The organism is Aromatoleum evansii, assembly GCF_045689615.1.
Taxonomy (GTDB): Bacteria; Pseudomonadota; Gammaproteobacteria; order Burkholderiales; family Rhodocyclaceae; genus Aromatoleum; species Aromatoleum evansii.
In genome coordinates this window covers 4,381,610-4,402,728 of sequence record NZ_CP141259.1, presented here as the reverse complement: position 1 = coordinate 4,402,728, position 21,119 = coordinate 4,381,610, and the positions used below count along the sequence as shown (strand labels likewise).

Annotated in this window: 16 protein-coding genes; 15 read left to right on the top strand and 1 reads right to left on the bottom strand. The window is 65.9% G+C overall.

All coding sequences use genetic code 11. From position 1 onward, the window contains the following. Positions 1–285 precede the first annotated feature (285 nt). Together U5817_RS20605 and U5817_RS20600 are read left to right on the top strand one after the other, a co-directional pair. Positions 286–1,437, top strand: coding sequence for a porin (locus U5817_RS20605; protein WP_407278640.1), 1,152 nt, complete (start codon positions 286–288; stop codon positions 1,435–1,437). 322 nt (positions 1,438–1,759) lie between these two features. Further along, positions 1,760–2,857, top strand: coding sequence for a porin (locus U5817_RS20600; RefSeq protein ID WP_407278638.1), 1,098 nt, complete (start codon positions 1,760–1,762; stop codon positions 2,855–2,857). A gap of 91 nt (positions 2,858–2,948) precedes the next feature. Here U5817_RS20600 and U5817_RS20595 read toward each other — a convergent pair whose 3' ends face one another. Next, positions 2,949–3,713, bottom strand: a complete 765-nt coding sequence (locus U5817_RS20595; protein ID WP_407278636.1) for an N-acyl amino acid synthase FeeM domain-containing protein — start codon at positions 3,711–3,713, stop codon at positions 2,949–2,951. 200 nt (positions 3,714–3,913) lie between these two features. Between U5817_RS20595 and U5817_RS20590 the strand changes: the two genes are divergently transcribed. From U5817_RS20590 to U5817_RS20530, 13 genes are all read left to right on the top strand, one after another. Next, the gene (locus tag U5817_RS20590; protein ID WP_169132688.1) at positions 3,914–4,546 is read left to right on the top strand and encodes an XrtA/PEP-CTERM system exopolysaccharide export protein; all 633 of its coding nucleotides are present in this window, start codon (positions 3,914–3,916) and stop codon (positions 4,544–4,546) included. Positions 4,547–4,607: 61 nt separating this feature from the next. Then, positions 4,608–6,152, top strand: a complete 1,545-nt coding sequence (locus U5817_RS20585; protein WP_407278634.1) for an XrtA system polysaccharide chain length determinant — start codon at positions 4,608–4,610, stop codon at positions 6,150–6,152. 22 nt (positions 6,153–6,174) lie between these two features. Then, a complete protein-coding gene (locus U5817_RS20580; protein ID WP_407278633.1) occupies positions 6,175–7,167 on the top strand; it encodes an XrtA-associated tyrosine autokinase in 993 nt (330 codons plus the stop codon). Next, on the top strand, positions 7,133–8,677 hold the full coding sequence (locus U5817_RS20575; protein ID WP_407278632.1) for a TIGR03016 family PEP-CTERM system-associated outer membrane protein: 1,545 nt from the start codon (positions 7,133–7,135) through the stop codon (positions 8,675–8,677). The genes U5817_RS20580 and U5817_RS20575 overlap by 35 nt, the downstream gene beginning before the upstream one ends. A gap of 11 nt (positions 8,678–8,688) precedes the next feature. After that, on the top strand, positions 8,689–9,774 hold the full coding sequence (locus U5817_RS20570) for an XrtA/PEP-CTERM system-associated ATPase (RefSeq protein ID WP_169125989.1): 1,086 nt from the start codon (positions 8,689–8,691) through the stop codon (positions 9,772–9,774). After that, a complete protein-coding gene (wecB, locus tag U5817_RS20565) occupies positions 9,764–10,918 on the top strand; it encodes a non-hydrolyzing UDP-N-acetylglucosamine 2-epimerase (RefSeq protein WP_169125988.1) in 1,155 nt (384 codons plus the stop codon). The genes U5817_RS20570 and wecB overlap by 11 nt, the downstream gene beginning before the upstream one ends. 1 nt (position 10,919) lies before the next feature. Continuing rightward, positions 10,920–11,756: an XrtA system polysaccharide deacetylase gene (locus U5817_RS20560; protein ID WP_169125987.1), complete on the top strand. Its 837-nt coding sequence runs from the start codon at positions 10,920–10,922 to the stop codon at positions 11,754–11,756. A gap of 23 nt (positions 11,757–11,779) precedes the next feature. After that, positions 11,780–12,817 carry a FemAB family XrtA/PEP-CTERM system-associated protein gene (locus U5817_RS20555; RefSeq protein ID WP_169125986.1) on the top strand — a complete coding sequence of 346 codons (1,038 nt, stop codon included), beginning with the start codon at positions 11,780–11,782 and terminating at the stop codon, positions 12,815–12,817. Positions 12,818–12,819: 2 nt separating this feature from the next. Further along, complete coding sequence (locus U5817_RS20550) at positions 12,820–15,237, top strand: TIGR03087 family PEP-CTERM/XrtA system glycosyltransferase (protein WP_169125985.1); 2,418 nt, start codon at positions 12,820–12,822, stop codon at positions 15,235–15,237. A 16-nt stretch (positions 15,238–15,253) separates the two neighbouring features. Continuing rightward, a complete protein-coding gene (locus U5817_RS20545) occupies positions 15,254–17,182 on the top strand; it encodes an XrtA/PEP-CTERM system amidotransferase (RefSeq protein ID WP_407278630.1) in 1,929 nt (642 codons plus the stop codon). A 27-nt stretch (positions 17,183–17,209) separates the two neighbouring features. Continuing rightward, complete coding sequence (locus U5817_RS20540) at positions 17,210–18,409, top strand: TIGR04063 family PEP-CTERM/XrtA system glycosyltransferase (protein WP_407278628.1); 1,200 nt, start codon at positions 17,210–17,212, stop codon at positions 18,407–18,409. Further along, positions 18,406–20,004 carry an exosortase A gene (xrtA, locus tag U5817_RS20535; protein ID WP_407278626.1) on the top strand — a complete coding sequence of 533 codons (1,599 nt, stop codon included), beginning with the start codon at positions 18,406–18,408 and terminating at the stop codon, positions 20,002–20,004. Before U5817_RS20540 ends, xrtA begins: the two co-directional genes overlap by 4 nt. A gap of 1 nt (position 20,005) precedes the next feature. Further along, complete coding sequence (locus U5817_RS20530; RefSeq protein ID WP_407278625.1) at positions 20,006–21,115, top strand: glycosyltransferase family 4 protein; 1,110 nt, start codon at positions 20,006–20,008, stop codon at positions 21,113–21,115. The last annotated feature ends 4 nt before the right edge of the window (positions 21,116–21,119 follow it).

Sequence of the window (21,119 nt, the reverse complement as noted above, 5' to 3'; positions counted from 1 at the left end):
AAAACTCCACGGCTATCTACCCGCGTCGGATTGTCTCGCGACGGAAAGTGGCGCCAGACAGGGCCTTTCGGCGGGTATTGATGCAAGTCGGGCAAGTACAGGTGGCTGCACGACCCGGCGCCTGTTGCACCCATGCAACAACTTTTATCCATTTGCCGTGTTCGGGGCGAACGATTCTTGCACCGCTGGCGGCGCGTTGAGCACAATCGTGGCAACTTCTCGCTTGAGAGGTAAGTCGGGCCGGGGTTGCGACCGCGGCTTCAGCTTCAATTAGAGGAGAAATACATGCAAAAGAAACTGATCGCCCTGGCCATCGCCGGCCTGGCGTCCGCTCCGGTTTTCGCGCAGACCAACGTCACCGTTTACGGCGTCGTTGATGCGACCGTCGAGTCGGTGAAGGCAAGCGGCGGCGATGTTCTGACCGAAATCGATCGTCGCACCCGCGTCACTTCGAACAGCTCGCTGATCGGCTTCCGTGGCACCGAAGACCTGGGCAACGGCCTGAAGGCCCTGTTCCAGGTCGAGAGCGGTTTCGCTGCTGACGGCACCGGCACCAGCAGCCTGGCCACCCGCGACACCTTCGTCGGTCTGACCGGCGGCTTCGGTACCCTGCAACTCGGCAAGCTGACCACCATCATGCGTGCCGCCGGCGCCAAGGTTGACTTCAACCCGGCCGCTACCGGCATCGGCTTCCAGGGCGCTGCCTACGGCACGATCGGCGGTATCAAGACCGGTATCGACGAGCGCATCAACAACGCCGTCGCCTACACGACCCCGGACTTCTCCGGCTTCAAGGCTCAACTGGCTTACTCGGCGGGCGAGAGCCGTGTGTCGCCGGACGTCAATGGCGGCGAAGGCATCAACTCGCAGTCGTACCAGCTGGCTGGCGCCTACGAGAACGGCCCGCTGTACGTTTCGGCCGGCTACGCTGTTGCGCAGGATCCCCAGGTGGTCGCTTCGGTTCTGGGTGGTTCGGCTTTCGGCATCAGCGACAAGCTGAAGGATGCCCGTATCGCCGCCAAGTACACCTTCCCGAGCAACACCAGCATCTCGGCGCTGTATGACCGCGCGACGTACGAGGCGTCGAGCGCTCTGGGTGACACCGATGTCAAGCGTAACGGCTGGATGGTCGGCGCTGAGCAGAAGTTCGGCGGCAACCAGGCTGTGTACCTGCAGTACGCTCGTTCGCAGGAACTGGACGGCGACGCATGCGACTTCGACGCCTGCGACAACACCGAGTTCTCGCAATGGACCCTCGGCTACACCTACAGCCTGAGCAAGCGCACGATGGTCAAGGCTTACTACACCCGCCTGAACAACGACAGCGCTTCGGCTGCTGACTTCTACCTGAGCGGCGTGAATGGCAGCTCCGGCCTGCTGAAGGCTGACGGTCAGGACGCTTCCGGCTTCGGCGTCGGCCTGCGTCACACCTTCTAATTCCGAGCCTCTCGGAATTGGTCAAAACGGGCGCTTCGGCGCCCGTTTTTTCGTTTGCGCTTCCCGTTTTCATGTGGGTGCGCGCGTTGCTGCGGTGCGGTGGTTTCCTTCGTTTTGGCGTATCCAAGGTCCGCTGCGTTCTTGCTGTTGCAACGATGCGACAGTTGTGTGACCGATCGATGCGCTTTCTCTTCCCTCGCTTGTTCGGCCTCCTATAATCCCCCGGTGCCTCCGCAGTGGCAGCGGACCCCTACCCGGGCTCCGGATCGGCCCTGTTGCGGAAAGCCGACAATCAATCCATTACAAGTGGGGAGTCGAATCAATGTTGAACGTCAAGACGCTGGCCATCGCGCTGGCTGCCATCGGTGTCGCAGGCGCCGCCCAAGCGCAATCCAACGTGACCATCTACGGCCGCGTGAATACCTCGCTGGAGCAGACCAAGGTCCAGGGCGAGAGTAGTGTTACTCAAATGGTCAATAACTCGTCGCGTATCGGCTTCCGCGGCAACGAGGATCTGGGCAATGGCCTGTCGGCGCTGTTCCAGGTCGAGAGCGGTTTCCGTTCTGACTCCGGCGGTGGCAGCCTGGCCAGCCGTGACACCTTTGTCGGCCTGAAGAGCAACCTGGGTACCGTCAAGCTGGGTTACATCACCAGCCCGCTGTATTACGCGACGCACGACTACCTGGGCATGCACAACCACGACACCGGCAACTCGTCGGATCCGTTCCTGTGGTATCAGGCGTTTGACCCGGACAACTTCTTCGTCCGCAACTCGGTCAGCTACGCCAGCCCGACCTTCGGCGGCGGCTTCACGTTCGAAGCGCAGTACTCGGCGCTGAACGAACAAGCGACCGACACTGCAACGCGCAACGACCGCCCGACGCATTACTCGGCTACGCTGAGCTACGACAATGGCCCGCTGCACGTCGGTTTCGGCTACGCGCAGACGAACCGCTTCTACAACTTCGACGACGGCAAGAGCAAGGACAGCATGCTGGTGCTGGCCGGCGTGTATGACTTCAAGGCGGTCGTGGTCGGCGCGCTCGCCGAGCGCAGCAAGTCGGAGAACGGCGGTCTTCAGGATCAGACTGGCCTCACGGGCGAGCAGGATCGCAACTACTACCGCGTCGCGGTGATGGTTCCGGTTGGTGCCAACGAGTTCCACGTGAACTATGGTGTCGCGCAGGACTGGAGCGACACCGACGACACCGGTGCCAAGCAGCTCACGCTGGCTTACAACTACAACCTGTCGAAGCGCACCAAGGTCTACGCCCAGTGGACCAAGATCGACAACGACAAGCAGAAGGTGTCGATCGACGACGGCGGCGCGTATGACGGCGGCGGCGCATACAGCTTCCTCGGCTCGGCCGCGGGGCTGGACAACACCTCCTTCGGTGTCGGCCTGCGCCACAACTTCTGATAGTTGCAGTTCTGCAAATGAAAACGGGCGCTTCGGCGCCCGTTTTTGTTTGCGGCTGGTCCGCCCATGTTGCGGCGGATGGTGCTGCATCTCAGCTTTCGTGTCGGCCCTGCAGCGAGTTCAGGACGGCGCGCTGTTCTGTCGGCGAGAGGAACAGTTGATACAGGTTTCGGCTGTTCGTTCGAGTGCTGCCGCCGTAGCGGAGCGCTTGTGTTTCGGCATGCGATAGCGGCAGGTGCATGAGGACGGCGGGGGCGCCGACGCGCGGGCAGGTGAGGTGCGGGCCTGCGACGCGGTAACCCAGGGTGCGGCGGTAGTAGGAGGTGTGCCGCGGGTGCACTTCGATGTAGCTGTCGGTCATCCCATGCATGAGGCGTGCGATGATGAAACCGAGGTGGAAGATGGCTGCCAGCGTCTCGGGCGTGCTGTGCTCGGGATCCATTGCGAGTCGCGTGACTTCGCACACTTGCCCGCCGCGGCTTCGCGCGGAGTCGATTTCCGTGCGGTAGAGCGTGTCCGCGAGAAGACCCTTGCCGAGGTCCATGCCAACCGTCAGGGTTCCGAACGGCCGATCGCCTCGGCAGGCCACCAGGGTCGTCTGGATCGGTTGTCCCGGGGAATCGTGTCCCTGGTAGGGCGTGAGTCCGCGCCACGAGTACATCCGGTGGATCAAGCGGTCGACGTCGGCGCGGAGCGGGCCGTGCGGCGGGACGATTCTCAGATGGTAGCCATTCCGCCGCAGGGCGAAATCGTGGTGCAGGATTTCTCCGCGGAAGCCGCGGCGGGCGTGCGCTGCTCCGCTCGGGCTGCGCACGCTCTGCTGGCGTGCTTCATGGCTGCTGGCAACACTATTCATCGCGTCCGTGCAGGTCCTGATAAGTCAATACTTGTGGGGAAACTATCCGTTCCAGGGTGTGAAAACTTTAACGGCGAGCCTGTTTAAGTGCTGTAAGCGGTTGTGTAATTGTTCCTGTTGGGACGTGCCCAAAGTCACCTAGCATGTGCAAAGGCTCGCTGTGCTTGTTCGACGCCGACGAACGTGGGAGGTATTCAGTCATGAATTTCGGTGCATCGAAGTTGGGGGCCCGGATCTGCAACCTGTGCGCGCTGTCGCTGTTCCTCGGGGTGCTGGCCGGTTGCGCAACATCCGCCCATCCGCCCGCCCCGGCCGGCGCGGCGGAAGCCGAATACAACTACGTGATCGGGCCGGGCGATTCGGTAAATATCGTGGTGTGGCGGAACCCGGAGCTTTCGATGTCCGTTCCGGTGCGCCCGGACGGGAAAATCACTACGCCGCTGGTCGAGGATCTGCCGGCGCTGGGCAAGGATGCCTCGACCCTGGCGCGCGATATCGAGAAGGCCCTGTCGAAGTTCATCCGCGAGCCGGTGGTCACCGTGATCGTGACGTCCTTCGTGGGGCCGTATAGCGAGCAGATCCGCATCGTCGGCGAGGCAGCAAACCCGCAGACGCTCCCGTATCAGCAGAAGATGACCCTGCTCGACGTGATGATCAAGGTGGGTGGCATCACCGAGTTTGCGGACGGCAACGCGGCGACGATCCTGCGCACGGCCGAGGGAAACAAGCAGTACAGCGTTCGCCTGAAGGATCTCGTGAAGCGGGGGGATGTGTCGGCCAACGTGGAGATGCGTCCGGGAGACGTTCTGATCATCCCGCAAAGCTGGTTCTGATCTGTTGCCGACTTCCCAGGTAACCGCGTGACTCCGGTCGCGGGAACTTACAGGTAGATCCATGGAAGAGCTTCTGACCCGGTTTTACGGCTACTTGCGTGGAATGTGGCGCTTCCGCTGGTGGGGGCTGGCCGTGACGTGGGTGGTGGGCGTCGTCGCGGGATTCGCTGTCTATTCGATCCCCGACCGCTTCGAGTCCTCTGCGCGTATCTATGTCGATACGCAGTCGGTCCTGCGGCCGCTGATGTCCGGCCTTGCCGTGCAGCCGAACGTCGATCAGCAGGTGGCGATCCTGAGCCGTACCTTGATCACGCGTCCGAACGTCGAGAAGCTGATCTCGATGGCCGATCTAGATATCACGACACGTACGCCCGCCGACCGTGAATCGCTGATCACGACCTTGATGAGCGACCTGGAGATCCGGGGTACGGGGCGGGACAACCTTTTTACGCTGGCCTATCGCGATCAGGTGCCCGAACGCGCACACCGGGTCGTGCAGGCACTGGTGTCGCTCTTCGTCGAGTCGGGGCTCGTCGGGAAGCAGCAGGACTCGAGTTCGGCCCGTCGCTTCATCGATGAGCAGATCGCAAACTACGAGGTGAAGCTGACCGAGGCCGAGAATCGGCTCAAAGATTTCCGTCTGCGCAACATGGCCCTGCTCGGGGATGGGGGGCGGGATTACGTTTCGCAGATCGCGGAGTTGATGAATCGCCTGAACGAGGCCCAGCTCGAGCTGAGGGAGGCGGAGAATTCGCGCAGTTCGCTCGAGCGGCAACTCGCGGTCGAGGACCCAATGCTGCGGACCGATCCGCCGGATCCGTCGATGGTATCGGTTCCGGAAGTCGACGCGCGCTTGGCGGTGCTGAGGAAGAATCTGGACGAGATGATGCTGCGTTACACGAACGAGCACCCGGACGTGGTCGGTGTCAGGCGGGTCATCGCGCAGCTCGAGGCCGAAAAGCAGCAGGAAATCGAATCGATGCGCAAGGCCGGGGGCGGGCAGGGAGCGGCACCCGGCGCCAATCCGGTGTTTCAGCAGATGAAGATGGCGCTCTCCGAGGCGGACGCGAAGGTGGCGTCACTTCGTGCCCGTCTCGCCGAGCTGAATTCGCGATTGGCTCAGTTGCGTTCGCAGCAGGAGCTGTTGCCGAAGATCGAGGCGGAGCAGACCCAGCTGAACCGGGACTATAACGTCCATCGGCAGAATTACGAGTCGCTCGTGCAGCGCCGTGAATCGGCCGCGATGTCGGTCGAGATGAGCGCACAGGGAGGGATTACCGAGTTCCGGGTGATCGATCCGCCTACCGTGCCGCGCACGCCGGCAGCGCCGAACCGGCTCCTGCTAATGCCGCTTGCAGGCTTCCTGGCCCTGGCGGCAGGCGTCGCGGTCACTTTCCTGATCGCGCAGTTCCGCCCAGCTTTCGTCGAACCGCGTGGTTTGCGCGAAGTAACCGGCCTTCCCGTTCTGGGGGTGATTTCGCTCTTGCCCGATCCCGCCAGGGAAAAGGTGGAACGGCGCCGGTTGATGATGTTCGGCGGAGGTCTCGCGAGTTTCGCCGTTGCGGTCGGGGCGATGACGGTGCTGCTCAAGTGGCTGCAGACGTGAGCCGCATCCGGGAGGTTGTTTCATGAGTCTGATCGAGAAGGCGGTCGAACGGCTGGATCAACTGAAGCGGGCAGAGCAGGGGCTTGCCGGTGGGGATGCGTCCGCCGCGGCGGGTCCCGTGCAGGAGCCTGATGCGGTTGCGCAGCCCGCCAGTGCCGCGGTAACGCGGGAGGCGGTTGCAGCGAGCCGGCGCGACGCCGGGGGCTCTCATGCAGATGGCGTCGGTCCGGCGCATGCCGTGGTCCTTGACCTCGCGCGGCTGAGCCGGATGGGCATGGTGACACCCGACCTGCCGCAGTCGGCAATCGCGGAAGAGTACCGGGTGGTGAAGCGGCCGTTGATACACAACGCCCAGGGGCGGGGGGCTGCGCCGGTCGAGAGCGGCAACCTGATCATGGTCACGAGCGCCTTGCCGGGCGAGGGCAAGTCGTTCACGGCGATGAACCTCGCGATGAGCATCGCAATGGAGCTCGACAACACTGTCTTGCTCGTGGATGCGGATTTCGCCCGTCCGTCGATCCTCCAGCGCCTGGGGCTTCCCCCGCGCAAGGGACTCATGGATGTGCTCGTGGGAGACGTCCCGGATCTTTCGGACGTGATGCTGCGCACGAACGTGGAGAAGCTGTCGATCCTGCCGGCGGGTATGACGCATCAGCGATCGACGGAATTGATCGCGTCGGATGCGATGACTCGCATGCTGGAGGAGATGGCTACCCGCTACGCGGAGCGCATCATCGTGTTCGACTCTCCCCCCCTGCTATCGACGACCGAGGCGCGGGTGCTCGCGTCGCACATGGGGCAGGTGGTGGTGGTGGTCGAGTCCGGGCGAACGACGCATGGTGCCGTCAAGCAGGCATTGGGCACGATCGAGAATTGCCCGGTGAAGCTCCTGGTCCTGAACAAGGCGACGGAGGGCGCGCGCGGTGGCCTTTACGGCTATGGATACGGATACGGCTACGGCTACAGATACGGGCGGAGTCATGGTTCCGATGCGCACCCGGATGCTGCGGCCTAAGTTGAAGCCTGTCGTCACGGCCTTCTGCGCCGGATTGGCGTTCGCGGCGATTTCCTTGCCCGGCGTGGCGAATGCCCAGAGCGTTGAGGTTCGGCCCTTCGTCAGCGCAACGGTGACGTACTCGGACAATGTCGGCGCCGATGCGCAGGGAGGCGACGGAGATCTGAGCCTGGAGGTGGCGCCAGGGGTATCCGTGTTGCGCAATAGCGGACGCTTCCGCGGAAACCTCAACGCGACGGTGCGCAATGTCGCGTACATGAGCGAAACGGACCGCAACGACTCCTTCCTGACGCTCAACGGGCATGGGCAGTTCGAAGCGGTGGAAAAGACCTTGTTCATCGACATGGACGCGTCGATGAGCCGGAATAACCGTTCGGCCTTCTTTGGCCGTGCCGCTGGCGATCCCCAAGATATTTCAAGCGACAACGCAACGCGAATGTTCGGTATCGGCCCCCGGCTCAACTTCAGGCTGGGGCCGGAGACGAGCGGTACGGCCAGTTACATGACGCGCTGGATGAGCGGGGGGGGCGGGCTGGATAACCGGCGCGACTCCGAGCTGAATGCGCAGGTCTCCAATCCGGTGCAGTTCGGGCGGGTGGGCTGGGGGCTGTCGTACAGTCGCTCGGAGAGCGACTCGGGGCGTGCCGGGACCACCGGGAGTTCCTCGGAAGAGACGATGCGGGGAACGCTGTATGTGACGGTGACGCCACAATTCCGCCTGCGCGGAATCGTGGGCCACGAGCGCAATGATTACGACACGGCCTCCGATGACAGTAGCTCGATCGTGGGGGGCGGCTTCGACTGGAATCCCACCGAGCGCACGACGATCTCGGGAACGACGGAGAAGCGTGTTTTCGGCCGTGGCTACGACTTCATGTTCAATCATCGCCATGCCTTGTCGAACTGGAACCTGTCGTATTCGCGGGATATTTCGTCCTCGCTCGAATTGCTGGGTGCCGATGTGTTTCGGGACCCGGAGTTTCGTCTGCTCTATGACGCCCTCGAGCGTGTGATTCCCGATCCCTTCCTGCGCGAGGCGGTCGTGCGTCGGCTGCTGGGCTATCCGGCGATCGGCCCGCGCGACCTGTTCCTGTCGAATGCGCGTTTCGTGACACGCAACCTGACCGGGAGCGTGTCGCTGATCGGCGTCCGCAACGTGCTGACCTTGTCGTTGCAGCAGTCCGAGCGCAGTCGTCTGGGGGCTGAGGTGACAGGAAACCCGCAGGACGATTTTGCGCGCTTCGACGATGTGAAGACGCGCTCTGCGACTGTTGCGCTGAGTCACCGGCTTGCACCACAGACCTCGCTCAGTGCGAGCTTGACGCGCTCACGCTCGACCGGAAGCGGGACGGATGGATCCGAGACGGAGCGGACGGCGTTCAGTCTGGCGCTGTCGAAGCAGCTCGGCCCGAACACCTCGGGTGGGCTGACTTACCGCTATCAACGCTCGGAAGGCTTGAGCGACTTCATCGAGAACGTGATCACGGCGACGATTTCGGTGAGCTTCTGAGCTGAACTTGCATGTACGAATCCTATTTCAGGCTGCGCGCGAAGCCCTTCCAGCTCAATCCCGATCCCGCCTTCTTCTTTGGCAGTCGCGGGCATCGGCGGGCGATGGCCTACCTGGAATACGGCCTGCACCAGAACGAGGGGTTCATCGTCGTGACCGGCGAGATCGGTGCGGGCAAGACGACGCTCGTGCGCAGCCTGCTCGAACGCCTCGATGCCGACAAGGTGGTCGCCGCGAATCTGGTGAACACGCAGGTCGACGAAAGCGACATCCTGCGCATGATCGCCGCAGCGTTCGGCGTCCCGAGCCGCAGCCTCGACAAGGCCGGCCTGCTGCTGGCGCTCGAGACCTATTTCGTTTCGCTGGCGGCGGCGGGCAAGCGCGCCTTGCTGATTGTCGACGAGGCGCAGAACCTGAGCCCGCATGCGGTGGAGGAGCTCAGGATGCTGTCGAACTTCCAGCTCGAAGACCACGCCCTGCTGCAGAGCTTCCTGGTCGGCCAGCCGGAGTTCCGCGACACCATGCAGGGGCCGCAGATGCAGCAGCTGCGCCAGCGGGTGATCGCGTCGTACCACCTGGGGCCGCTGGACGCGGCCGAGACGCGCGCCTATGTCGAGCACCGGCTTCGCCACGTCGGCTGGCAGAGCGACCCGAGCTTCGACGATGGCGCGTTCGCGCTCGTCTACGCCAATACGGGTGGCATTCCGCGCCGCATCAATTCGCTTTGCGACCGCCTGATGCTGGCGGCCTACATCGCCGAGCGACACACCATTGGCGAAGCCGATGTGCGCGAGGTGGTGAGCGAGTTGCAGGACGAGTTCGCTGCCCGGCGGCCAACCGGTGCAACCTTGGGCGGACTCAGCGGCAGTGCGCTTCCGTCTCTGGCCGCCGGTGCGATCGATCCGCGGAGCCTGCAGGTTCCGGGGGCGCTGGCCGATCGCGTGGCCGGAATGGCAGCGAATTTCGATGTGCAGCGCATCGAGGCGCGCATCGCGGGTCTGGAGCAGTCGATGGCGGCGACGCTGGACGTGCTGAATCAGCTGCTTCAGGCCGTCCGCCGCGACGATGGCGAGGGCGGGGCGCCCGATGGACGCTGACATTTCCCTTCGCCCCGTGATCTGCGTGGTCGGAGCGCGGCCGAATTACATGAAGATGGCGCCGATCATCCGCGCCTTCAGGGCGCATGCGCCCGCGGTGCCGGTGCTGCTCGTACACACGGGGCAGCATTACGACGTGGCGATGAATGATCGCCTGTTTGCGGATCTCGAACTGCCGCGGCCGGACGTGAATCTCGGGGTCGGTTCGGGCAGCCATGCGGTGCAGACGGCGGAGGTGATGAAGCGCTTCGAGCCGGTGATCGATGCCAATGGTGCCCGGGCGGTTCTTGTGGTCGGGGACGTGAATTCGACGCTGGCTTGCGCACTGGTCGCGTCGAAGCGGGGCGTCCCCGTCGTGCATGTGGAATCGGGCCTGCGCAGCTACGACCGGACGATGCCCGAGGAAATCAATCGCGTGCTGACCGACCAGATTTCCGACCTCCTGTACACGACCGAGCGCAGCGCGCACGCCAATCTCGTGCGCGAGGGCATCGCACCGCAGCGGGCCGTGTTCGTCGGCAACGTGATGATCGACAGCCTGCGTGCGAACCTGTCGAAGGCGCCGGCGGCGTCCGATTTGATCGCCGCGTCGGGGTTCGGGGGCGAGCGCTTGCGCGGGGGGTATGGCGTGGTCACCCTGCATCGCCCCTCCAACGTGGACCACCCCGATACGCTTGGGCCGATCGTCGATGCGTTGCGGAATATCAGTGCGCGCCTGCCGCTGGTGTTTGCGCTGCACCCGCGTACGCGTGCGAATCTCGAGCGTTTCGACATGCTGAACCGACTCGATGCGCAGGGCTTTCTGGTGCTGCCGCCGCAGGGCTATCTGGAGATGCTCGGCCTGATGGCGGGCGCGACGATGGTGCTCACCGATTCGGGCGGAATCCAGGAGGAGACCACCGCGCTGGGCGTGCCGTGTCTGACGATCCGGGAGAACACCGAGCGGCCGATCACGGTGGAGCAGGGCACGAACACCGTAGTGGGCATCGATCCTGCTGCATTGCGCGCGGCGGCTGACGCCGTGCTGGATGGTGGAGGCAAGCGCGGGCGCGTGCCGGAATACTGGGATGGCCGTGCCGCCGAGCGCATCGTCGCCCACCTTGCTGCATGGCTGCGCGAGCGCGAGTCGATGGGAGGCGTGTGACATGGACGAGCGAATCGTCAATGCGCTGACCATCGATGTCGAGGATTACTTCCATGTGTCCGCGCTCGCACCCCATTTTCCGCGCACGGAATGGGAACAGGTGCCGTGCAGGGTCGAGCGCAACGTGAATCAGATCCTGCAGTTGCTCGATGACCATGACGCACGGGCAACCTTCTTCGTGCTGGGCTGGGTTGCGGAGCGTTACCCCGAACTGGTCCGGCTGATCGTTTCGCAGGGCCATGAGATCGCCAGTCACGGCTATGAACACGAGCGTGCAAGCGCGCAGTCGTGCGATCGCTTTCTCGCCGACATCGTGCTTGCGAAGGCGGTGCTGGAGGACATTGGCGGCGAACGGGTGGCCGGCTACCGGGCGCCGAGCTTTTCCATCGGCAAGGCAAATCTGTGGGCGCACGACTGCATTGCCGAGGCGGGCTATGCCTACAGTTCCAGCGTCTATCCGGTGCATCACGACCATTACGGCATGCCGGACGCGCCGCGTTTTCCGTACCGCCTGGACTGCGGCCTGCTCGAGGTGCCGGTGACGACGATGCGCTGGATGGGCCGCAACTGGCCGGCCGGCGGCGGCGGCTTCTTCCGGCTGTTGCCGTATGCCGTGTCGCGCTGGCAGATTGCCCGCGTCAATCGCGAGGATGCCCAAGCGGCGATCTTCTACTTCCACCCTTGGGAGATCGATCCCGAGCAGCCGCGCGTGAACCGCGCGTCGATGAAGACGAGATTCCGTCATTACGTGAATCTCGAGCGCACCGAGGGGCGGCTGCGATGCCTCCTGCGTGATTTCGCCTGGGGGCGTGCCGACCGGGTTTTCGCGGATTTCTGAAGCGGCCGGGGAGGGCAATCGCGATGGACCGTCCCCCCTTGCTGGTCAGGCGACTGGACGAGGCCGACCGTCGGCGCTGGGATGCGTTCGTACACGCCTGCCCGGAGGCGACCTTCTTTCACCTGGCGGCCTGGCAGGACATCATGCGTGAGGTGTTCCGTCACCGGACGCATTTCCTGTATGCGGAACGGGCCGGCGAGATCGTCGCGATCCTGCCGTTGGCGGAGGTCAGGAGCCGCCTCTTCGGCCATGCGCTCGCGTCGCTGCCTTTCTGCGCCTACGGTGGCGCGGCGGGCGCAGCCGATGCGGTGGCCGCGCTGGAGACGCACGCCGACGAGCTGGCGCGGCGGCTGGGCGTGCAGCATCTGGAATACCGCAACCTGCATGCGCGGCACGCGGATTGGCCGCGCCAGGACTTGTATGTGACCTTCCGCAAGGAGATCGCGGCCGAGGACGAGGCCAACCTGTCGGCGATCCCCCGCAAGCAGCGCGCGATGGTGCGCAAGGGGATGCGCAACGGTCTGGTCGCGCGCATCGATGAGGATGTGGAGCGCTTCTTCCCGCTGTATGCCGGGAACGTGCTGCGCCATGGCACGCCCGCGCTGCCGAAGGCCTTTTTCGCGCGCTTGCTGCGGGAGTTCGGTCCGAACTGCGAGGTGCTGACGATCACCGACCCGGCGGGCAGGCCGATGTCGGGCGTGCTGAGCTTCTACTTCCGCAACGAGATCCTGCCCTATTACGCCGGCGATGCGCCGGCGGCGCGCGATCTGGCCGCGAACGACTTCAAGTATTGGGAGCTGATGCGGCGGGCTGTCGGCCGCGGGGCGACACTGTTCGATTACGGTCGCAGCAAGGTCGGTACCGGCCCCTACGGATTCAAGAAGAACTGGGGCTTCGAGCCGCAGCCGCTGGCTTACGAGTATCGCCTGTACAAGCGCGACGCGGTGCCGCAGAACAATCCGATGAATCCGAAGTATCGGGCGCTGATCGCGCTATGGCGACGGCTGCCCATCGGGGTGGCGAACGTGCTCGGACCGCACATCGTGCGCAACCTGGGGTGAGCATGGACGATCGCCCTCCGCTGCTGTACCTGGTGCATCGGATCCCTTACCCGCCCAACAAGGGCGACAAGCTGCGGTCCTTCCATATCCTGCGGCAACTCGCGCGAAACCATCGCGTCTATCTGGGGACCTTCGTCGATCGTGCCGAGGATGCGGCCCATGTCGACACGCTGCGCGAGTGGTGTGCGGACGTCTGTGCGATCCCGCTGTCGCCCGCGCGCGCGCGACTGGCCAGCCTGCGGGGGCTGCCGGGCGGCGAGGCGCTGAGCCTGCCCTACTACCGCAGCCGGCGCCTGCGCGACTGGGTCGATCGCACTGTTCGGACTCATGCAATCCGTCGTGCGGTGGCTTTCTCCGGACCGATGGCGCAATACCTCGACCACGCCGGCCTCGAGCGCCGGGTGGTGGATTTCTGCGATGTCGATTCGGCGAAATGGGCCGACTACGCGCGTGCCCGCAGCTGGCCGATGTCGTGGCTGTACCGGCGGGAAGGGGAGAAACTGCTGGCGTTCGAGCGCGGCGTGGCGGCCGCGACGGATGCCAGCATCTTCGTGACCGAAGCCGAGGCGGACCTCTTCCGGCGGGCGGCGCCGGAAACCGCTGGACGGGTCGTGGCGATGCCGAACGGGGTCGATGCCGGCTTCTTCACGCCCGATGCGGGCCATGCCGACCCGTATCCCGTCGGCGGGCCGGTCGTCGTGTTCACCGGGGCCATGGACTATTGGCCGAACGTCGACGCGGTCGTGTGGTTCGTGCAGGAAATCCTGCCCCTGCTGCAGCGTTCGTGCGCAGACTTGCGCTTCTACATCGTCGGCATGAATCCTGCACCGGCCGTTCTGGCGCTGGCCGGTCCCGCGGTGGTGGTGACCGGCAGCGTGCCCGACGTGCGGCCGTGGATCGGACATGCGCAGGTCGTGGCCGCGCCGCTGAGGATCGCGCGCGGCATCCAGAACAAGGTGCTCGAGGCGATGGCGATGGCGCGCCCGGTGGTGGTGTCGGCATCGTCGGCCACCGGTTTGGCGGGCGAGCCTGGACGGGACTTCGAGGTTGCTGCGACCGCCGGGGAGTTCGCCGCACGGATTTCCGGGCTGCTGGGTGACCCCGAGCGGGCGGCGCGGATGGGTGCATGCGCGCGCGCGCGCGTGCTGGCCTCGTACAGTTGGGAGGCGCACCTCGGCCGCCTGGATGCCTTGCTCGATGCGGCGAGCGGCCCGGCTATCGCGCTGCGAGGCCGGGGCGGGGGGGCTTCCGACGACGACCCGCGGCCACTGGTCGTGCATGTCGTGTATCGCTTTGATGTCGGCGGGCTGGAGAACGGGGTCGTCAATCTGATCAACCGGCTGCCGGTCAGCCGCTTCCGCCACGCCATCGTCGCGCTGACCGAGTGCGATCCGGCGTTCTGCAAGCGCATCGTGCACGACGACGTGCGTTTCATTTCCCTGCACAAGCCGCCGGGGCACGGGCTGAAGCTGTATCCCGCCCTGTTCCGCCTGTTCAGCGAACTGCGGCCGGCCGTGGTGCATACGCGCAACCTCGCCGCGCTGGAAGCCGTCGTGCCCGCGTGGGCCGCGGGAGTGCCGGTGCGGGTGCATGGCGAGCACGGCTGGGATGTGTCCGATCCCCATGGAACGCGGCGGCGTTTTCAGTGGATGCGCCGGCTGTATCGGCCGTTCGTGACCCATTACATACCGCTGTCCGACCATCTCCTGAGATATTTGAACGCGTCGGTCGGGGTGAGCGCGGCGCACATGACCCGCATCTGCAACGGGGTCGATACGCAGCGTTTCAGGCCGGGCGCGAGGGGACGGGAGGTGCTGGACGGATCGCCGTTCGAGGGCGACGAACTGTGCGTGATCGGCACGGTCGGCCGGCTCGAACCGATCAAGGACCCGCTGAACCTGCTGCGCGCGTTCGTGCACCTGCTCCGTCGGGCTCCGGAACTTGCCGGGCGCCTGCGCCTGATGTTCGTCGGCGACGGCTCCCTGCGGGCCGAGCTCGAGGCCGAGGTCGCCCGGGCTGGCGTGGGCGCTTGCGTGTGGCTGGTGGGAGAGCGGCGCGACGTACCGGAGGCGCTGCGGGCGATGGATGTGTTCGTGCTGCCGTCGCGTGCGGAAGGGATCTCCAACACCATCCTCGAGGCGATGGCCTGCGGGTTGCCGGTGATCGCGACGCGGGTGGGTGGAAATGCCGAGCTGGTGCTCGACGGCGAGACCGGGATACTGGTTCCGGCGTCGGACAGCGACGCACTCGCCGACGCGCTGGCGCGCTACGTCGGCGACGGCGGGATGTTGCGGCGGCACGGCGAAGCGGGGCGGCAGCGTGCGGTGGAGGAGTTCAGCATCGACGGCATGGTGGCCCGCTATGCGCAGCTGTATGAGTCCTTGTTGAGTGCGGCGGGGCGTGCGGTGCCGGCGACCTGAAGCGGGAGAAACGTGGATGTGCGGAATCGCCGGACTGTTCCACACGCGCGACAAGCGGGACTTTCCGCGCGATCTCGTGCAGCGCATGAACGACGTCCAGTTTCACCGCGGGCCGGATGAGGGGGGCGTGCATTTCGAGCCGGGCGTTGCACTCGCTCACCGGCGCCTGTCGATCATCGATCTTTCCACCGGCCAGCAGCCGCTCTTCAACGAGGACGGTTCCGTCGCCGTCGTGTTCAACGGCGAGATCTACAACTATCAGGAGCTCGTGCCCGAACTGGAGCGCTGCGGCCACCGTTTCCACACGCGCAGCGACACCGAGGTGATCGTGCATGCGTGGGAGGAGTGGGGCGAAGAGTGCGTGCGCCGCTTCCGCGGGATGTTTGCCTTCGGACTGTGGGATCGCACGCGCGAGACGCTGTTCCTCGCGCGTGACCGTCTGGGCGTGAAGCCGCTGCACTACGCGCTGCTGCCGGACGGAACGCTGGCTTTCGGATCCGAACTGAAGGTGCTGATGCAGCATCCGGCGCTGGACCGGCGCATCGACCCGTGCGCGGTCGAGGAGTACTTCGCGCTCGGCTACGTCGCGGAGCCGCGCACGATCTTCGTCGGCGCGCGCAAGCTCGGGCCTGCCGAGACGCTGACGGTCCGCCGCGGCGAGCCGGTGCCGGCGCCGAAAAGTTATTGGGACGTGCGATTCACGCTCGACAACCCGATCGGGCTGGCCGACGCGGCCGCCGAGCTGACCGAACGCCTGCGCGAGTCGGTCCGCCTGCGCCTGATCGCGGAAGTCCCGCTCGGCGCCTTCCTCTCCGGTGGCGTGGATTCGAGCGCCGTGGTGGCGACGATGGCCGGGTTGTCCAATGAGCCGGTCAACACGTGCTCGATCGCCTTCGATGACCCGGCCTTCGACGAGGCCGCCTTCGCGCAGCAGGTCGCTGCCCGCTATCGCACGAACCACTACGTCGAGACGGTGCAATCCGACGATTTCGACCTGATCGACAAGCTGGCCGTCCTGTACGACGAGCCCTATGCCGACAGCTCCGCGATTCCCACGTGGCGCGTGTGCCAGCTCGCGCGCAAGAAGGTCACCGTCGCGCTCTCGGGCGATGGCGGCGACGAGAGCTTCGGCGGCTATCGCCGCTACCGCCTGCACATGATGGAGGAAAAGTTGCGCGCGAGCCTGCCGCTGGGCGTGCGCCGACCGATGTTCGGCGTGCTCGGGCGGCTGTATCCGAAGGCGGACTGGGCGCCGCGCGTGCTGCGCGCGAAGACGACCTTCCAGGCGCTGGCGCGCGATTCGGTGCAGGCCTATTTCCATTCGGTGTCGATCCTGCGCGACGATCTGCGCCGCCAGCTCTACTCCAATGCCTTCAAGGCGCAGCTCGGCGGCTACAACGCGCTCGACGTATTCCGCCGCCACGCGGCGAACGCGGGAACGGACGATCCGCTGGCCCTCGTCCAGTACCTCGACCTGAAGACCTACCTCGTCGGCGACATCAATACCAAGGTCGATCGCGCGAGCATGGCGCATTCGCTCGAGGTGCGCGAGCCGCTGATGGATCACCCGCTGGTCGAATGGCTCGCGACGCTGCCCTCCGGCTTCAAGGTCAAGGGCAACGAGGGCAAGTACCTGTTCAAGAAGGCGATGGAGCCGCTGCTGCCCCACGAGGTGCTGTACCGGCCGAAGATGGGGTTCGCCGTGCCGCTCGCGCGCTGGTTCCGCGGACCGCTGAAGGCGCGGGTGAGGGAAGCGGTGCTGGGCGGCACGCTCGCATCGACGGGGCTCTTCAACGCCGACACCCTGCGCCACCTGGTCGATGCCCATCAGTCGGGCTCACGCGATTACAGCGCGCCGCTATGGACCCTGTTGATGTTCGAATCCTTCGTCCGCCACAGCGGTGCCCTCGCGGGGCAGTCCGAGGCGCCGAGAGTGGCGGTCTGAGTGGCGATCCTGGTGGCGACCTGAGCGATGAGAATCCTGCACGTCTTCGACCATTCGATCCCGCTGCACAGCGGTTACACCTTCCGCTCCGCGGCCATCCTGCGCGAGCAACGTGCGCTGGGCTGGGAAACCTTCCACCTGACTTCGCCGAAGCAGGGCGTGACGGCCGCGCTGGAGGAAGACGTCGACGGCCTGCGCTTCTTCCGCACGCCGCCCGTCTCCGGGGCGACCCCGGTGCTGCGCGAGACGGCCCTTATGCGCGCGTTGCGGGCGCGGATCGTCGAGGTTGCGAAGCAAGTGCTGCCGGAGGTGATTCACGCGCATTCGCCGGTGCTGAACGTGCTGCCGGCCCTGAGCGCCGGCCGTCGGCTGGGCATCCCCGTCGTCTATGAGATCCGGGCGTTCTGGGAGGATGCCGCGGTCGACCACGGGACCGCCCGCGAGCGGGGGCTGCGCTACCGCATGACGCATGCGCTGGAAACCTGGGCGATGAAGCGTGTCGATCACGTGTTCACGATCTGCGAGGGGTTGCGCGCCGACATCGTAGGACGCGGCATCGCGGCCGAGCGCGTCACCGTGATTCCCAATGCCGTCGATATCGAGTCCTTCCAGCTCTCGGGCGAACCCGATGCCGCACTGAAAGCACGCCTCGGGCTGGAGGGCAGGACGGTCGTCGGCTTCGTGGGCTCGTTCTACGCCTACGAAGGGCTGGACCTGCTGCTCGATGCGGTGCCCGCCCTGCTGCAACGCCTACCCGAGCTGTGCGTGCTGCTGGTCGGCGGCGGGCCGCAGGAGGCCGCTCTCAAGGCCCAGGCCGAAAGACTCGGGATCGCCGACCGCGTGATCTTCGCCGGTCGCGTGCCGCATGGTGAGGTGAGTCGCTACTACGACCTCATCGACCTGCTCGCCTACCCGCGTCACTCGATGCGCCTGACCGAACTGGTCACGCCGCTCAAGCCGCTCGAGGCCATGGCGCAGGGGCGGGTCTTCGTCGCCTCCGATGTCGGCGGACACAGGGAACTCGTGCGTGACGGAGTGACCGGCCGGCTGTTCCACGCGGGCAGTGCGCATGCTCTCGCCGACGTGGTCGTGGACATGCTGGGCAAGCGGGGTCTGTGGGGCGACTATCGGGCCGCAGGAAGGCGCTTCGTCGAGTCGGAGCGCAACTGGCGCAACAGCGTCGGGGCGTATCGAGCGCCCTATGCGCGGCTGGCGGGGGCAGCATGAGCGCCCCGGAAGACCAGGTGAGGCAGCAGGCCGGCGGCGTTTCCGTCGCGGAGCCCGCGGCCGGTCTTTCACGCGAGACGGTGATCCGGCTCGCAATGCTGGCGATCGCGCTCCTTGCCCTGCTCGGCACGTACCGCGAGACGCTCGCATCCATGATCGAGATCTGGAACCGGTCGGACACCTTCGCCCACGGCTACCTCGTCGCACCGATCGCATGCTGGCTGATCTGGCGCGAACGCGTGCAACTGCGCGGATTGCCACTGACTCCTTCGCCGGTCGGGCTGGCGGCCGCGGCGCTGGCCGGTTTCGCCTGGCTGCTCGGCGAACTCGCGAGCGTTGCGAGTGTGTCGCAATTCGCCTTCGTCGGCATGGTCGTCGCGCTGGTGTGGGCCGTCATGGGAACGCGGGTCGCGCGCGCGCTGGCCTTCCCGCTGGGTTTCCTGTTCTTCCTCGTGCCTTTTGGCGAGTTCCTGTTCCCGGCGATGATGGACCGCACCACGGATTTCATCATCTGGGGTTTGCGCGCCTCGGGCGTTCCGGTTTACGCGGAAGGCCGCAGCCTGGTGATTCCGTCCGGTCACTGGGAGGTCGTCGAAGGCTGCAGCGGCGTGCGTTACCTGATCGCGTCGGTCGTGGTCGGCAGCCTGTATGCCCATCTCACCTATCGGTCGCTGTCGCGGCGCAGCGTCTTCGTCGCATTCTCGGTGGTGCTGCCGGTGTTCGCGAACTGGCTGCGCGCCTACGGCATCGTGCTGGTCGCGCACCTCACCGACAACCGCGTCGCGGCCGGCGTCGATCATCTGATCTACGGCTGGGTGTTCTTCGGTCTCGTGATGATGATGCTGTTCTGGGTGGGCGCCCGCTGGCGCGAGGATGACGTCCCCCGCGCCCCGGCACGAGACGCGGCCGTATCTCGTGTGCCGACGCGCCCGGGCATGCCCAGGGGCGCCATTGCAGCCGGCGTCGCAGCGATCGTCGCCGTGTTGATTTGGCAAGCTGTGCTGGCGGGGCTCGATGCCCAGGGGCGGCGGGGCTCGGTCACGCTTGCCGGGCTGAATGCCGGTGAGGGGTGGGAGCGGGTCGCGGACACGCGCCTGCCGGACTGGAAGCCGCATTTCTTCGGCATGCGCCGCGAGCTGCGCGAAATCTGGTCGAACGGCGGGCCGCCCGTGGGGTTGTACTTGGCGTATTACCGGGGCCAGGTGCCCGGCGAGGAACTGGTGAACTCCGAGAACCGCGTCCTCAAGCACAAGGACCGCCAGTGGACCATGACGGCCGAAGGGGCGCATGCGACGCAGATCGGCGCCGAGGCCGCGTCGGTTCGGAGCACGGAGATCGCCAATGCCGCGTCGGGACGCCTGCTGGTGTGGCACTGGTACTGGATCGACGGCCGCTGGACCACGAGCGACTACGTGGCCAAGCTCTACCAGACGCTCGCGCAGTTGCGCGGCCGCGGAGACGATTCCGTCGCCGTGATGCTGTACACCCCGGTGGGCGAAGGGGCGCGTGGCGCGGCCGAAGCCGTGCTCGCGGACTTCCTGCGCGTGCGCGGCGGCGAACTGTCCGCGGCCCTGGCGCGGGCAAGGGAGCGCTAGCATGAACTGGGCGGGCAAGCGCATCGCACTGATCGGCCCGCTGCCTCCGCCGGCCGGCGGCATGGCGAACCAGACCCGGCAACTCGCCGAACTGCTGGGCGGAGAGGGGCTGGACGTGGATCTCGTCCAGACCAACGCGCCGTACTGCCCGCAATGGATCGGCCATTTCCGGGGCGTGCGGGCTGGGTTTCGCCTGATGCCCTATCTGCTGCGTCTGTGGGCTGCCGCGGGGCGGGCGGACGTGATGCACGTGATGGCCAATTCGGGCTGGTCCTGGCACCTCTTCGCGGCGCCTGCAGTGTGGATCGCCCATCTGCGCCGGGTTCCCGTGGTGGTGAACTATCGTGGCGGGGAGGCCGACGACTTTCTTGCGCGATCTGCGCGCTGGGTGTGCCCGACGCTGCGCCGGGCGGCGGGCGTTCTGGTCCCGTCCGGCTTTCTCCGCGACGTGTTCTTGCGTCATGGCGTCGAGAGCCGCATCGTGCCGAATGTCGTCGATGTTGCCCGCTTCCATGCCGACGCGCGTCCGCGCTGCGCGGGCGATGCGCCCCATGTCGTGGTTGCCCGCAACCTCGAACCGATCTACGGAATTTCCACCGCGCTGGAGGCCTTCGCGCAGATCCGCGCGGCATGTCCGCGTGCGCGCATGTCGGTCGCCGGTACGGGGCCGCAGGCGGACGAACTGATCGCCCGTGCTGCTGCGTTGGGACTCGACGGCAGCGTCCGCTTCACCGGACGACTCGAGCGCGACGAGATGGCGGCCCTCTACCGCGACGCCGATGTCGTCCTGAACCCCGCCCGCGTCGACAATATGCCGAACTCCGTGCTCGAGGCGCTTGCAAGCGGCGTGCCCGTCGTGAGCACGGACGTGGGGGGCGTGCCGTACATCGTAGAGAATGGCCGCAGCGCCCTGCTGGTGCCGCGCGACGACGCCGCCGCGATGGCCGCCGCCGTCCTGCATCTCGTGCGTTCGCCCGAACTCGGTGCGCGTCTGGTCGAAGGCGGTTTGCACGAAGTGCGCCGCTACACGTGGGCCGAGGTGCGGCATACGCTGTTCTCCGCCTATGAGGCCGCGCTTCGCGGCGCCGTTGCACCGGCGGGTGCGCGGTGAAGGA

Excerpts from the sequence above, each read along its gene's own strand:
- U5817_RS20605 (WP_407278640.1), top strand. The coding sequence starts at position 286 with ATGCAAAAGAAACTGATCGCCCTGGCCATCGCCGGCCTGGCGTCCGCT.
- U5817_RS20600 (WP_407278638.1), top strand. The coding sequence starts at position 1,760 with ATGTTGAACGTCAAGACGCTGGCCATCGCGCTGGCTGCCATCGGTGTC.
- U5817_RS20595 (WP_407278636.1), bottom strand. The coding sequence starts at position 3,713 with ATGAATAGTGTTGCCAGCAGCCATGAAGCACGCCAGCAGAGCGTGCGC.
- U5817_RS20590 (WP_169132688.1), top strand. The coding sequence starts at position 3,914 with ATGAATTTCGGTGCATCGAAGTTGGGGGCCCGGATCTGCAACCTGTGC.
- U5817_RS20585 (WP_407278634.1), top strand. The coding sequence starts at position 4,608 with ATGGAAGAGCTTCTGACCCGGTTTTACGGCTACTTGCGTGGAATGTGG.
- U5817_RS20580 (WP_407278633.1), top strand. The coding sequence starts at position 6,175 with ATGAGTCTGATCGAGAAGGCGGTCGAACGGCTGGATCAACTGAAGCGG.
- U5817_RS20575 (WP_407278632.1), top strand. The coding sequence starts at position 7,133 with ATGGTTCCGATGCGCACCCGGATGCTGCGGCCTAAGTTGAAGCCTGTC.
- U5817_RS20570 (WP_169125989.1), top strand. The coding sequence starts at position 8,689 with ATGTACGAATCCTATTTCAGGCTGCGCGCGAAGCCCTTCCAGCTCAAT.
- wecB (WP_169125988.1), top strand. The coding sequence starts at position 9,764 with ATGGACGCTGACATTTCCCTTCGCCCCGTGATCTGCGTGGTCGGAGCG.
- U5817_RS20560 (WP_169125987.1), top strand. The coding sequence starts at position 10,920 with ATGGACGAGCGAATCGTCAATGCGCTGACCATCGATGTCGAGGATTAC.
- U5817_RS20555 (WP_169125986.1), top strand. The coding sequence starts at position 11,780 with ATGGACCGTCCCCCCTTGCTGGTCAGGCGACTGGACGAGGCCGACCGT.
- U5817_RS20550 (WP_169125985.1), top strand. The coding sequence starts at position 12,820 with ATGGACGATCGCCCTCCGCTGCTGTACCTGGTGCATCGGATCCCTTAC.
- U5817_RS20545 (WP_407278630.1), top strand. The coding sequence starts at position 15,254 with ATGTGCGGAATCGCCGGACTGTTCCACACGCGCGACAAGCGGGACTTT.
- U5817_RS20540 (WP_407278628.1), top strand. The coding sequence starts at position 17,210 with ATGAGAATCCTGCACGTCTTCGACCATTCGATCCCGCTGCACAGCGGT.
- xrtA (WP_407278626.1), top strand. The coding sequence starts at position 18,406 with ATGAGCGCCCCGGAAGACCAGGTGAGGCAGCAGGCCGGCGGCGTTTCC.
- U5817_RS20530 (WP_407278625.1), top strand. The coding sequence starts at position 20,006 with ATGAACTGGGCGGGCAAGCGCATCGCACTGATCGGCCCGCTGCCTCCG.